This is a genomic window from Pseudomonas arabinosi (assembly GCF_047758675.1).
Classification (GTDB): domain Bacteria; phylum Pseudomonadota; class Gammaproteobacteria; order Pseudomonadales; family Pseudomonadaceae; genus Aquipseudomonas; species Aquipseudomonas arabinosi.
Genome location: NZ_CP180480.1, coordinates 4,451,615 through 4,464,203, shown reverse-complemented (window position 1 = coordinate 4,464,203; position 12,589 = coordinate 4,451,615). Strand labels below are relative to the sequence as shown.

At 58.7% G+C, this 12,589-nt stretch carries 12 protein-coding genes; 6 read left to right on the top strand and 6 right to left on the bottom strand.

The annotated features are described in order from the left end of the window. Nucleotides 1–5 precede the first annotated feature (5 nt). Nucleotides 6–359 carry a DUF1428 domain-containing protein gene (locus tag ACMXYJ_RS20730; RefSeq protein ID WP_415756696.1) on the top strand — a complete coding sequence of 118 codons (354 nt, stop codon included), beginning with the start codon at nt 6–8 and terminating at the stop codon, nt 357–359. 14 nt (nt 360–373) lie between these two features. Here the strand turns inward: ACMXYJ_RS20730 and ACMXYJ_RS20725 are convergent, their stop codons facing one another. Continuing rightward, nucleotides 374–568, bottom strand: a complete 195-nt coding sequence (locus tag ACMXYJ_RS20725) for a hypothetical protein (RefSeq protein WP_008151815.1) — start codon at nt 566–568, stop codon at nt 374–376. A gap of 60 nt (nt 569–628) precedes the next feature. On the opposite strand from ACMXYJ_RS20725, the gene thpR reads away from it, so the two are divergent. Next, entirely contained in the window at nt 629–1,168 is a 540-nt protein-coding gene (gene thpR, locus ACMXYJ_RS20720) for an RNA 2',3'-cyclic phosphodiesterase (protein WP_415756695.1), read from the top strand. A gap of 272 nt (nt 1,169–1,440) precedes the next feature. On the opposite strand, the gene ACMXYJ_RS20715 is transcribed toward thpR, so the two are convergent. From ACMXYJ_RS20715 to ACMXYJ_RS20695, 5 genes are all read right to left on the bottom strand, one after another. Next, nucleotides 1,441–2,538, bottom strand: a complete 1,098-nt coding sequence (locus ACMXYJ_RS20715; protein ID WP_415756694.1) for a polyamine ABC transporter substrate-binding protein — start codon at nt 2,536–2,538, stop codon at nt 1,441–1,443. A 177-nt stretch (nt 2,539–2,715) separates the two neighbouring features. Next, nucleotides 2,716–3,600, bottom strand: a complete 885-nt coding sequence (locus tag ACMXYJ_RS20710) for an ABC transporter permease subunit (protein WP_415756693.1) — start codon at nt 3,598–3,600, stop codon at nt 2,716–2,718. After that, the gene (locus ACMXYJ_RS20705; protein WP_162247457.1) at nt 3,597–4,478 is read right to left on the bottom strand and encodes an ABC transporter permease subunit; all 882 of its coding nucleotides are present in this window, start codon (nt 4,476–4,478) and stop codon (nt 3,597–3,599) included. The genes ACMXYJ_RS20710 and ACMXYJ_RS20705 overlap by 4 nt, the downstream gene beginning before the upstream one ends. A 29-nt stretch (nt 4,479–4,507) precedes the next feature. Next, the gene (gene potA, locus ACMXYJ_RS20700; protein ID WP_415756692.1) at nt 4,508–5,650 is read right to left on the bottom strand and encodes a polyamine ABC transporter ATP-binding protein; all 1,143 of its coding nucleotides are present in this window, start codon (nt 5,648–5,650) and stop codon (nt 4,508–4,510) included. 215 nt (nt 5,651–5,865) lie between these two features. After that, nucleotides 5,866–6,627: a gamma-glutamyl-gamma-aminobutyrate hydrolase family protein gene (locus ACMXYJ_RS20695; protein ID WP_415756691.1), complete on the bottom strand. Its 762-nt coding sequence runs from the start codon at nt 6,625–6,627 to the stop codon at nt 5,866–5,868. A 280-nt stretch (nt 6,628–6,907) separates the two neighbouring features. Here ACMXYJ_RS20695 and ACMXYJ_RS20690 point away from each other — a divergent pair, with 280 nt between their 5' ends. The 4 genes from ACMXYJ_RS20690 to ACMXYJ_RS20675 all read left to right on the top strand — a co-directional run bounded on the left by ACMXYJ_RS20690 (nt 6,908) and on the right by ACMXYJ_RS20675 (nt 12,302). Continuing rightward, nucleotides 6,908–8,284: a glutamine synthetase family protein gene (locus ACMXYJ_RS20690; RefSeq protein WP_415756690.1), complete on the top strand. Its 1,377-nt coding sequence runs from the start codon at nt 6,908–6,910 to the stop codon at nt 8,282–8,284. 173 nt (nt 8,285–8,457) lie between these two features. Next, a complete protein-coding gene (locus ACMXYJ_RS20685) occupies nt 8,458–9,948 on the top strand; it encodes an aldehyde dehydrogenase (protein ID WP_415756689.1) in 1,491 nt (496 codons plus the stop codon). Between the two features lie 52 nt (nt 9,949–10,000). Further along, the gene (locus tag ACMXYJ_RS20680; RefSeq protein WP_415756688.1) at nt 10,001–11,299 is read left to right on the top strand and encodes an NAD(P)/FAD-dependent oxidoreductase; all 1,299 of its coding nucleotides are present in this window, start codon (nt 10,001–10,003) and stop codon (nt 11,297–11,299) included. Nucleotides 11,300–11,753: 454 nt separating this feature from the next. After that, complete coding sequence (locus ACMXYJ_RS20675; RefSeq protein ID WP_007895886.1) at nt 11,754–12,302, top strand: cupin domain-containing protein; 549 nt, start codon at nt 11,754–11,756, stop codon at nt 12,300–12,302. Nucleotides 12,303–12,589: the final 287 nt, after the last annotated feature.

The following is a 12,589-nucleotide window of genomic DNA, read 5'->3' as shown; positions in this document are numbered from 1 at the left end:
CGACCATGTCCTACGTTGATGGCTTTATCGCTGCCGTACCTACCGCCAACCGCGAAAAATTCAAGAAACACGCCGATACCGCCGCTGGCATTTTCAAGGAATGCGGCGCCCTCAGCGTCGCCGAATGCTGGGGCGACGAGGTCCCTGACGGCAAAGTGACCTCATTTCCCATGGCGGTAAAACTCAAGGAAGACGAAACCGTGGTGTTTTCCTGGATCATCTGGCCCGACAAGGTCACCCGCGATGCCGGCATGGAAAAACTGATGAACGATCCGCGCATGCAACCGGACGTCAACCCGATGCCATTCGATGGCCAGCGGCTGATCTTTGGCGGGTTCGAAATGATCGTAAAAGCCTGAAACCAACGACAGGATCACTCCGGTGTCGGGGTGGTCCTGCAACTCTTGCGATTACGGATTTCGCTGTCCGTCGGCCGCTCTTTGATGAACTCGAAGCGCGGCTCACCTTCGTTGTAATGAACCAGCCAGCCCCATTCCAGCTCGGACTCATCCTGACCGGGTTTCGGTGGTACGGCCCACCATGGTTCCTTGCTGATGATCTCGCGCATGGCCCCCTCCAGTTGAATCGTTTGCATGAACTATAACTTGGATGTCAGGAGGTGCCAGATATGAGCGACGAATCCCATGAGCCGTTAAAACGGCTGTTTTTTGCCCTGAACTGCACGCCCGAGCAACGTCGGGCCATTGCCCAATGGCGCAGCGCACTTGAACTCAGGAGCGGACGCCCGGTACCGGTGGAAAACTTTCATCTGACGTTGATGTTTTTGGGCGCTGTCGAGGTGGCGAAAATCGCCGATATCTGCACGGCCGCTGCCAGTATTCGAACGCCGGGTGTGCCTTTGAAGGTTGCGCTTGATCGGCTGGATGCCTGGCGCAGGGCCGGGGTGTTGGTGCTCGCTCCGGAGCAGGCATCACCGGCATTGCTGCGTCTGGTGTATGCGCTTGAGCAGGCCATGCTGCCGTTCGGGTTTGAAGATTCGCCGAAGGAGTTTCGACCGCATCTGACGCTGATGCGTGATTACCGAGTGCCGGTGCCTGAGTCCGCGACGCCGCCCGAGTTCTATCTGCGGGCCGATCACTTCACCCTGTTCGAATCCCATAAGGGCCGCTACCGAGCGCTGGCCGAATGGCCGCTTGCTCCATCATAAAAAAAGGCGCCCGAGGAGGGCGCCCAAATTCACCTTAACCGAGGAAGCCAGGTGAGGCCGTTCTGCAGAGAGGAGTGCAGCGGTGGTAAGGCGCTGCGTGAACGGAAAAGGTTAGAACTGATATCTATGTTGAATGTCATGGCCTCTTCGCGAGCAGGCTCGCTCCCACAAGGGATCAGCGTCGTTAACAACTCTGTGTTCCACCACGGACCACTGTGGGAGCGAGCCTGCTCGCGAAGGCCATTTCAGGATCAGCAGTAAATTCGAGTGAATTACTTGCCGAGCTTCACCCGCGTCCAGCCCCGGGTCATCACCCGCTGAACGCCGATCGGCATGTCCGGAATGGCATACAACGTCGCCATCACAGCCTGCGACGGATACGAGCCCGGATCATCCCGAATCGCTTCATCCACCAACGGCGTGGCCGCCGCGTTGGCGTTGCTGTAGCCGATGTTGTTGGTGATCTCGGCGATGATGTCCGGGCGCATCAGGAAGTTCATGAACAGGTAGGCGTTTTCCACGTTCGCCGCATCCCGAGGGATCGCGACCATGTCGTAGAAACTGCCCGCGCCTTCCTTGGGAATGCTGTAATCGACCTTCACCTTATCGCCAGCTTCCTGGGCGCGCGCCTTGGCTTGCAGCACATCGCCGGAGTAACCGACCGCCACGCAGATGTTGCCGTTGGCCAGGTCCGAGATGTATTTCGACGAATGGAAATACGCCACCGACGGGCGAATCTTCATGAACAGCGCTTCAGCTTCAGCGATCTGGTCTTTGTTCTGCGAGTTCACCGGATAGCCCAGATAGTGCAGGGCGGCCGGGAGCATCTCGGTCGGCGAATCCAGGAAACTGATGCCACACGCTTTCAATTTCTCAGCGTTTTCCGGTTTGAACAGCAGGTCCCAGGAGTTGGTCGGCGCGTTGCTGCCGAGCACTTCCTTGACCTTCTCCGGGTTGAAGCCGATGCCGATCGAGCCCCACATGTACGGGAAGGCATGACCGTTATCCGGGTCGCTGGCGGCAGCATTTTTCAGCAGGACCGGGTTGAGGTTCTTCCAGTTCGACAGCTTCGACTTGTCCAGTTCCTGATAGACGCCAGCCTTGATCTGCTTGGCCAGGAAACTGTTGGACGGCACGACGATGTCGTAGCCGGATTTGCCGGCGAGCAGCCGTGCCTCAAGGGTTTCATTGCTGTCGAACACATCGTAGGTCACGCGGATGCCGGTCTCGTCTTCGAACTTCTTGACGGTGTCCGGGGCGATGTAATCCGACCAGTTGTAGACGCGCAGTACCTTGTCATTGGCCTGGGCGCCGGTGGCCATTGCGCCCAATAAGGACAGTGTCAGCAGAGTCCTGCCAAACATTTTCATCGGTACAACTCCAATTCTCTTTATTCAAGTACGCAAAGCAAAATTGCAATGAACATAAAACCTGTGGCGAGGGAGCGGGCCCGATCATCTTGTAGGAGCTGTCGAGTGAAACGAGGCTGCGATCTTTTGATTTTTAGAAGCAGGATCAAAAGATCGCAGCCTGCGGCAGCTCCTACATTAGGCCGTTGCCCCAACCATCTGCTTTTTAGGTTGCTGCCAGGATTCGCTGGCGGTCTGGTCCATCGCTTCCTGGATCGCACGTTTGCGGGTCGCTTCGGCGCGGCGGCTGAAGTACCAGACCATGAAGGTCACGATCGAAACCGCGAGCAGAATCAGGCTGGCCACCGCATTGATCTCAGGCTTCACACCCAGGCGCACCGCCGAGAACACTTCCATCGGCAGGGTCGTGGAACCCGGGCCGGACACGAAACTCGCCAGCACCAGGTCATCCAGCGACAGGGCAAACGACATCATGCCGCCGGCCGCCAGTGACGGCGCGATCATCGGAATGGTGATCAGGAAAAACACCTTGAATGGCTTCGCCCCGAGGTCCATGGCCGCTTCTTCGATGGACAGGTCCAGCTCACGCAAACGCGCCGAAACCACCACCGCCACATACGCCGCACAGAATGTGGTGTGTGCGATCCAGATGGTGACGATGCCGCGCTCCATCGGCCAACCGATCAACTGCGCCATCGCCACGAACAGCAGCAACAGCGACAGACCGGTGATCACTTCCGGCATCACCAACGGCGCCGTCACCAAACCACCGAACAACGTGCGGCCCTTGAAACGAGTCACGCGAGTCAGCACAAACGCCGCCAACGTCCCCAGCGCCACCGCAGCAATCGCGGTGTAGCAGGCGATTTCCAGCGAGCGCACCACCGAGCCCATCAGTTGCGAGTTATCGAGCAAGCCGGCGTACCACTTGAACGACCAGCCGCCCCATACCGTCACCAGTTTCGAGGCGTTGAATGAGTAGATCACCAGAATCAACATCGGCAGGTAGATAAACGACAAGCCGAAAATCAGCATGAACTTTGAAAATCCGAAGCGTTTCATCCCCGTGCCTCCATCTCTTTGGCCTGGCTGCGGTTGAACAGCAGAATCGGCACAATCAGGATCAACAGCATCACCACCGCCAAGGCAGACGCCACCGGCCAGTCGCGGTTATTGAAGAACTCTTGCCACAGCACGCGACCGATCATCAGGGTCTCCGGGCCGCCTAACAGCTCTGGAATCACGAACTCACCCACCACCGGAATGAACACCAGCATGCAGCCGGCGATAATTCCGTTCTTGGCCAGCGGCACGGTGATTTTCCAGAAGTTGTTGAAGTTGCTCGAACCCAGGTCCGAAGCGGCTTCCAGCAGGCTTTGATCGTGCTTGACCAGGTTGGCGTACAGCGGCAACACCATGAACGGCAGATACGCATACACCACGCCAATGTAGACGGCGGTGTTGGTGTTGAGGATCTCGATCGGGTGATCGGTCAGCCCGGTCCACATCAGGAAAGCGTTGAGCAAACCGTTGTTGCTGAGGATGCCCATCCACGCATAGACGCGGATCAGGATCGCCGTCCAGGTCGGCATCATGATCAGCAACAGCAGGACGTTTTGCGTTTCCTTGCTCGCCTTGGTGATCGCGTAGGCCATCGGAAAACCGATCACCAGGCACATCAGTGTGCTTAAAAACGCGACCTTCAACGAGCCGAAGTAGGCCGAGATGTACAACTCATCCTGAGTCAGCAGCGAGTAGTTGCCGAGGTTCAGCAGCAGCTGAAATTTCTGCTCGGCGAAGGTGTAGATCTCTGAGTAAGGAGGAATGGCCAGGGCCGCTTCCGAGAAGCTGATCTTCATCACCAGGAAGAACGGCAGCATGAAGAACAGGAACAGCCACAGGAAAGGAATCCCGATGACGAGCTTTCGACCACTCGGCATCAGCCGCATAAACCGCTGATTGAGTGTTTTCATGAGCGCAGTACCACGCCGCTGTCGTCTTCCCACCACACGTAGACCTTGTCGTCCCAGGTCGGGCGCGCGCCACGGCGTTCGGCGTTGGCCATGAACGACTGCACAACCTTGCCGCTAGGCAGCTCCACGTAAAACACCGAGTGACCGCCGAGGTAGGCAATGTCATGCACCTTGCCGCTGGACCAGTTGTAACGGGTATCCGGTTGGGTGGTGCTGACCAGCAGTTTTTCCGGGCGGATGGCGTAGGTGATCGACTTGTCCTGCACCGAAGTGCTGACGCCGTGACCGACGTAAATCTTCTGTTCCAGGTCCGGGCTGTGAATGATCGCGTGACCTTCAAGGTCCTCCACAACCGTGCCGTCGAAGGCGTTCACGTTACCGATGAATTCGCAGACCATACGGCTGACCGGCGCTTCATAGATGTCCACCGGGCTGCCGATCTGCGCGATCCAGCCGAGGTGCATGATCGCGATGCGCTGGGCCATGGTCATGGCCTCTTCCTGATCGTGGGTCACCATCACGCAGGTCACGCCGACCCGCTCGATGATTTCTACCAACTCCAGTTGCATCTGCGAACGCAGCTTTTTATCCAGTGCGCCCATCGGTTCGTCGAGCAGCAACAGCTTCGGACGCTTGGCCAGGGAACGCGCCAGGGCCACACGCTGACGCTGACCGCCGGACAACTGATGGGGTTTGCGTTTGGCGTACTGGGTCATGTGCACCAGACGCAGCATCTCTTCAACGCGGGCGTCGATTTCGCTGGCGGACAGGCGATCCTGCTTCAGGCCGAAGGCGATGTTCTGCGCCACCGTCATGTGCGGGAACAGCGCGTAGGACTGGAACATCATGTTGATCGGCCGTTCGTACGGCGGCATGTCGGTGATGTCGACACCGTCGAGCAGAATCCGTCCTTCGGTCGGGCGCTCGAAGCCTGCAAGCATGCGCAGCAGGGTCGATTTACCGGAGCCGGAACCGCCGAGCAGGGCGAAGATTTCCCCTTGATGAATCTCAAGCGAGACATCGTCCACCGCGGTGGTTTCGTCGAATTTCTTGGTGACGCGGTCGACTTTCACCAGCACCTTTTTCGGTGACTGGTGACCTTCAAGAGCCTTCCTGTAGATGCTGGAGGCATTTGCCATGTGAAACTCCCAACAGGTTTCAGTCGTCGGGCCAACGCGGCCTGACTTAATAGTTGATTGCAAGCCAGCACTGGGCGGGCTTATTCGGCGCCGCCGTCCTGGCTGCCTGGTGGTACTTGTTGTTATCGCGTTTGTTGTTGTCGTGAGGGACCGGCGCGCAAAGGCACGCCCGCCTGACTCTCGGGGGCAGTAAATTGATTTAGTCGTGTTTGAAGTCAGCGCCTGTTACGTAACGCCGCCCGTCGTCGGCATGCATCACCGAACGCCTGGAAAATACTCAAGTAGGGCGGATTCGACAGAACCTGCCATTCCGGATGCCACTGCACACCGACGGCGAAGGTTGGGCTGTGTTCAACCGAGATCGCCTCGATCAAACCATCCGGCGCAATCGCTTCGGCGCGCAGGCCGGGCGCCAGTCGGTCGATGCCTTGGCTGTGAATCGAATTGACCTGGAACACCTGCGGCAAATCCAGCGCCTCGAACACGCCACCCGGTTGCACGTTGACCGCATGAGCCGGTGCGTATTGCACCGCCAGGTCCGGATGATTCGCTTCCCGGTGATCCAGCATGCCCGGGAGTTCGTGGACCTTCTGATGCAGGCTGCCACCGAACGCCACATTCATTTCCTGGAAGCCTCGGCAGATGCCGAGCACCGGAACGCCCGCCGCAATGGCCGCACGCAATAAGGGAAGGGTGGTGGCGTCCCGTTGCGGATCGTGATCCGTGCCGGGGGCGCTGTCGGGGCCTTGATAGTGGAAGGGTTCCACATTCGAGGGCGAGCCGGTCAGCAGCAGACCGTCGAGCTGCGCGAGCAGGTCATCGATTTCGGTCAGATCGCCTAAAGAAGGAATGACGACCGGCAGCCCCAAAGCCGCGACGCTGACAGCACGCAAGTACTTGTCGCCGCTGACATGGTAGGGGTGCAGGCCAATCTGTTTGACGCACGCTGTAACGCCGATCAATGGCTTGAATGCCATTTTTATCACCTCGAAGTTTCACACTTGAACGAGCTTTTCCGGAGCTTAGCCTTGTTGATTTTAATTAACAACTCTCATGTAAAAAATTCTAAACGCCGTACGTCAGATCTTCAGGGTTTGCACGGTGCGCAGGACTGATTTGGCACTCTCGTGCCCAAGAAAGGCCCGAAAATAAAGGTTGAGAGGCCAGGTGTTCGCTATTGACTTCACTTTGCCGTTCGGGTTGACTGGGCTCGCAACAAGGTAGTGAACATAATAATTAACAGCTAATAGGTGCATCATGTCGGTCCCTCTGCGTACCGTTCAACTCAACGAAGCAAACGCATTCCTTAAGAAATATCCTGAGGTTTTGTACGTCGACCTTCTGATTGCGGATATGAACGGTGTGGTGCGCGGCAAGCGCATCGAGCGCACCAGTCTTCATAAGGTTTACGAAAAAGGCATTAACCTCCCGGCGTCGCTGTTTGCTCTGGACATCAATGGTTCTACGGTGGAAAGCACCGGCTTGGGTCTGGACATCGGTGACTCAGACCGAATCTGCTTCCCCATCCCTGACACGCTCAGCATCGAGCCTTGGCAGAAGCGCCCGACCGCGCAACTGTTAATGACCATGCACGAACTCGAAGGCCAGCCGTTCTTCGCCGACCCTCGCGAAGTGCTGCGCCAGGTCGTGAGCAAGTTCGATGACATGGGCCTGACCATCTGCGCCGCGTTCGAACTCGAGTTCTATCTGATCGACCAGGACAACGTGAACGGTCGTCCGCAATCGCCACGTTCGCCGGTCTCCGGCAAGCGTCCGATGTCGACTCAGGTGTACTTGATCGACGACCTGGACGAATACGTCGATTGCCTGCAAGACATCCTCGAAGGCGCGAAAGAGCAGGGCATTCCTGCGGACGCCATCGTCAAGGAAAGCGCCCCGGCGCAGTTCGAAGTGAACCTGCATCACGTCAACGACCCGATCAAGGCCTGCGACTACGCGGTGTTGCTCAAGCGTCTGGTGAAGAACATCGCCTACGACCACGAGATGGACACCACGTTTATGGCCAAGCCGTATCCGGGCCAGGCGGGCAACGGTTTGCACGTGCACATTTCGATTCTCGACAAAGAAGGCAACAACATCTTTGCCAGCGAGGATCCCGAGCAGAACGCCGCACTGCGTCACGCGATCGGCGGTGTGCTCGAGACCCTGCCGGCGCAGATGGCGTTCCTGTGCCCGAACGTCAACTCGTACCGTCGTTTCGGCGCGCAGTTCTATGTACCGAACTCGCCGAGCTGGGGCATCGACAACCGTACCGTCGCGGTACGTGTGCCGACCGGTTCGCCGGACTCCGTGCGCATCGAACACCGCGTAGCGGGCGCCGATGCCAACCCGTACTTGTTGATGGCGTCGGTACTGGCCGGTATTCACCACGGCCTGACCAACGAAATCGAGCCGGGCGCACCGGTTGAAGGCAACAGCTACGAGCAGAACGAGCAGAGCCTGCCGAACAACCTGCGTGATGCACTGCGCGAGCTGGACGACAGCGAAGTCATGGCGCGCTACATCGACCCGCTGTACATCGACGTGTTCGTGGCGTGCAAGGAAAGCGAGCTGGCCGAGTTCGAGAACTCCATCTCCGACCTTGAGTACAACTGGTACTTGCACACCGTTTGATGGGTAACACCGGATCCAGGCTGAAAACCCGATCAACTGTGGGAGCGAGCCTGCTCGCGATGGCGGCGCATCAGTCAGCATTGATGTCGCCTGATTCTCCGCCATCACGAGCAGGCTCGCTCCCACAGGGGATTGCAGTCCCACTACTTATTCCTCTGCGTCGAGTCACAACCATGACAAACACTCGCAGCGACTGGGAGCAACGCTTCCAGTCCCTAACCATCGAAGGCCGCGCATTCATCGACGGCCAATACTGCCCGGCACTCAACGGCGACACCTTTGAATGCATGAGCCCGGTCGACGGCCGCTTCCTGGCCAACGTCGCCAGCACCGACGAAGCCGACGCCAATGCGGCCGTCGCCGTCGCACGCCGCACCTTCGAATCCGGCATCTGGGCCAACCTCGCCCCGGCCGAGCGCAAGCGCATCCTGATCCGCTTCGCCGACCTCATCCTGGCCAACCAGGAAGAACTCGCCCTGCTCGAAACCCTCGACATGGGCAAACCGATCAACGACTCGATGAACATCGACATCCCGGCGACCGCCAACGCGATCCGCTGGAGCGCCGAAGCCATCGACAAGATCTACGACGAAGTCGCCGCCACACCCCACGATCAACTCGGCCTCATCACCCGCGAACCTGCCGGTGTTGTAGCCGCCATCGTGCCGTGGAACTTCCCGCTGATCATGGCCAGCTGGAAGTTCGCCCCAGCACTGGCTGCCGGCAACTCGTTCATCCTCAAGCCTTCGGAAAAGTCGCCACTGACCGCGATTCGCATTGCGCAATTGGCGCTGGATGCCGGCATTCCGAAAGGCGTGTTCAACGTCCTGCCGGGCTACGGTCACACCGTCGGCAAGGCGCTGGCGTTGCACATGGACGTCGACGTGCTGGCCTTCACCGGCTCGACCGCGATTGCCAAGCAACTGATGATCTATTCCGGCCAAAGCAACATGAAACGCGTCTGGCTCGAAGCCGGGGGAAAGAGCCCGAACGTGGTGTTTGCCGACGCGCCGGATCTGCGCGCGGCAGCCCAAGCGGCGGCCGGTGCGATTGCCTTCAACCAGGGCGAAGTCTGCACCGCCGGTTCGCGTTTGCTGGTGGAGCGCTCGATTCGCGAGCAGTTCATTCCGCTGCTGGTGGAAGCCCTGCAAGCCTGGAAACCGGGGCATGCCCTTGATCCGGCAACCACCGTCGGCGCGGTCGTCGATCAGCGTCAACTGGACAACGTGCTGCGCTACATCCAGATCGGCAAAGACCAAGGCGCGCAACTGATCGCTGGCGGCAGCCGCACCCTCGAAGCCACCGGTGGCCTGTACGTGGAGCCGGCGATCTTTGACGGTGTGACCAACGCCATGACCATCGCCCGCGAAGAAATCTTCGGCCCGGTGCTGTCGCTGATCACCTTCGACACCGAAGAAGAAGCGCTGGCCATCGCCAACGACAGCATCTTCGGCCTGGCCGCAGGCGTCTGGACCAGCAACCTCAGCAAGGCCCACACCTTCGCGCGCGGCTTGCGCGCCGGCAGCGTCTGGGTCAACCAGTACGACGGCGGCGACATGACCGCGCCGTTCGGCGGGTACAAGCAGTCGGGTAACGGTCGGGACAAATCGCTGCACGCGTTCGACAAATACACCGAACTCAAAGCGACCTGGATCAAGCTCTAACACCTCTACAACGGCGGCCGCCGGCACATGCCAGCGGCCATCGGAGAAACCTATGAAACAAGACTCTGTTAAACAAAAGCATGTAAACAGCTACTACGCCGCCACCCGCAATTTCACCGGCGACTTCCCGGTGCTCGAACAAGCGGTGGACTGCGACGTCTGCGTGATCGGCGCCGGCTACACCGGTTTGTCCTCGGCCCTGTTCCTCGCCGAAGCCGGCTACAGCGTGACCGTGCTCGAAGCCGCCAAAGTCGGTTTCGGCGCCAGCGGCCGCAACGGTGGCCAACTGGTCAACTCCTACAGCCGCGACGTCGATGTCATCGAAGAACGCTACGGCGACAAAACCGCCGAAGTCCTCGGCAGCATGATCTTTGAAGGCGCCGACATCATCCGTCAGCGCATACAACACTACGACATCCAGTGCGACTACAAGCCGGGCGGCATCTTCGCCGCGCTGAACAAAAAGCAGCTCAAAGGCCTGGCCGAGCAGAAAAGCAGCTGGGAACGCTACGGCAACAAAAACCTGAAAATGCTCGACGCGGCCGACATCAAGCGCGAAGTGGGTTGCGACAACTACGTCGGCGGCCTGCTCGACATGCAGGGCGGCCACATCCACCCGCTGAACCTGGCCCTCGGCGAAGCCTCGGCCATCATCGGCCTGGGCGGCAAAATCTACGAACAATCCGCTGCGGTGGAAATCACCTACGGCGAACCGATCACCGTGCGCACCGCCAAAGGCGTGGTCCGCGCCAAGTACCTGCTGATCGCCGGCAACGCCTACCTGCCGCAAGACCTCGACAACCGCGTCACGCGCAAAAGCATGCCGTGCGGCTCGCAAATCGTCGTCACCGAACCGTTGTCCGAAAAGGTTGCGCGCAGCCTGATCAAAAACAACTACTGCGTCGAAGACTGCAACTACCTGCTCGACTACTACCGCCTCACCGCCGACAACCGCCTGCTGTACGGCGGCGGCGTGGTCTACGGCGCCCGCGAACCGGACGACATCGAGCAACTGATCAAACCGAAAATCCTCAAGACCTTCCCGCAACTGAAGGACGTGAAAATCGACTACCGCTGGACCGGCAACTTCCTGCTGACCATGTCCCGCATGCCGCAATTCGGCCGCATCGAGAAAAACGCCTACTACATGCAAGGCTACAGCGGCCACGGCGTCACCTGCTCGCACCTGGCCGGCAAACTGATCTCGGAAATGATCCGCGGCGACGCCGAACGCTTCGACGCGTTCGCCTCGCTCCCGCACATGCCCATGATCGGCGGCCGCACCTTCCAGGCCCCACTCACCGCCATGGGCGCCGCGTACTACGCGCTGCGAGACCGTTTCGGCATCTAACCCCCGACACAGGCTCTGCTCCCACCACCGATCAAAATGTGGGAGCGGCGGTGCGGCGATCCGACTTGCTCGCGAAGAGGCCATATCAGCCAACATTGATGTCGCCTGACCCACCGCTATCGCGAGCAGGCTCACGCCCACAGGTGATCTACGGCATGCACAAAATGCATATACGCCCCGGCCAAAACTGTAGGAGTGAGCCTGCTCGCGATGACGCCAAATCAGCCACCATCAATACCACCTGACACCCCAAAAACTAACATCGCTAAACGGTCTGGCACGAGCGCCATCAGCTTTTTCACTAACCAGTTATCGAACCTGCTGAGCAACACCACCAAACGTGATTTAATACCCGCCTTTCAAATTTCCGGGACAGGGAAGCGGTGTTTTCGCGGCCAAAAGTCGCCCGCCATCCACCCCCATAACCCTTAAGTATTCCTCGCATAAGGCTGTCATGGACACGGGCTCACGACTCAAATTAGTACGCGAAAGCTACAAACTCTCCCAGCGCGAGCTGGCCCGGCGTAGCGGCGTCACCAATGCCACCATCTCCCTGATCGAACAAAATCGCGTCAGTCCCTCCGTCAGCTCCCTCAAAAAACTGCTCGAAGGCATTCCTATGTCTTTGGCGGACTTCTTTACCTTTGATCAACCACCGCGTGAGCATCAATACGTGTTTCGGGCTAATGAACAGCCGGATCTCGGGCGGCATGGGTTGCGGTTGCTGTTGATTGGGGCTTCGGTGCCGAGCCGGCAGATGCGCTTGTTGCGCGAGCAATACGCGCCTGGGGCGAGTTCGGGGGAAGAGCCGATTGTTCACTCGGAAGGGGAGGAGTGTGGGCTGGTTACTCGTGGGACGGTTGAGTTGACGGTTGATGGGCAGATTAGTGTGTTGAATGCTGGGGATGGGTATTACTTTCCGACGACGCTGCCGCATCGGTTTCGGAATATTGGGGCGGATGAGGCGGAGATTATTAGTGCGAATACTCCTGCAAACTTCTGATGGGGGCAGTGATGGGGCCGCTTTCGGCCCAGAGTGTGTAAAAACGCTTCGCCAAAATTGAAGTGTGCGCGTCTACGTTAAATCTGAAATTTATCGGCACGTCAGCAGATGTGGATTTCGCGTAGAAACGCGATTTCCAGTCCCGTTTTGAGTACCTGTCGCGCTCAAAAACGTTTTTACACACCCTCGGCCAGAAGCGGACGTCCAGTCCACCACTTTTCTTCAGGCAAAAGCTGCCGACAGGAAGGCAATCTTGAAAAGGATTTAAACTCGCCTGGCGATTTCCC

Bases quoted from the DNA above. Each gene is read 5' to 3' on its own strand.
- thpR (WP_415756695.1), top strand. From the start codon at position 629: ATGAGCGACGAATCCCATGAGCCGTTAAAACGGCTGTTTTTTGCCCTG.
- ACMXYJ_RS20685 (WP_415756689.1), top strand. From the start codon at position 8,458: ATGACAAACACTCGCAGCGACTGGGAGCAACGCTTCCAGTCCCTAACC.
- ACMXYJ_RS20690 (WP_415756690.1), top strand. From the start codon at position 6,908: ATGTCGGTCCCTCTGCGTACCGTTCAACTCAACGAAGCAAACGCATTC.
- ACMXYJ_RS20715 (WP_415756694.1), bottom strand. From the start codon at position 2,538: ATGAAAATGTTTGGCAGGACTCTGCTGACACTGTCCTTATTGGGCGCA.
- ACMXYJ_RS20675 (WP_007895886.1), top strand. From the start codon at position 11,754: ATGGACACGGGCTCACGACTCAAATTAGTACGCGAAAGCTACAAACTC.
- ACMXYJ_RS20730 (WP_415756696.1), top strand. From the start codon at position 6: ATGTCCTACGTTGATGGCTTTATCGCTGCCGTACCTACCGCCAACCGC.
- ACMXYJ_RS20710 (WP_415756693.1), bottom strand. From the start codon at position 3,600: ATGAAACGCTTCGGATTTTCAAAGTTCATGCTGATTTTCGGCTTGTCG.
- ACMXYJ_RS20680 (WP_415756688.1), top strand. From the start codon at position 10,001: ATGAAACAAGACTCTGTTAAACAAAAGCATGTAAACAGCTACTACGCC.
- ACMXYJ_RS20705 (WP_162247457.1), bottom strand. From the start codon at position 4,478: ATGCCGAGTGGTCGAAAGCTCGTCATCGGGATTCCTTTCCTGTGGCTG.
- ACMXYJ_RS20695 (WP_415756691.1), bottom strand. From the start codon at position 6,627: ATGGCATTCAAGCCATTGATCGGCGTTACAGCGTGCGTCAAACAGATT.
- potA (WP_415756692.1), bottom strand. From the start codon at position 5,650: ATGGCAAATGCCTCCAGCATCTACAGGAAGGCTCTTGAAGGTCACCAG.
- ACMXYJ_RS20725 (WP_008151815.1), bottom strand. From the start codon at position 568: ATGCGCGAGATCATCAGCAAGGAACCATGGTGGGCCGTACCACCGAAA.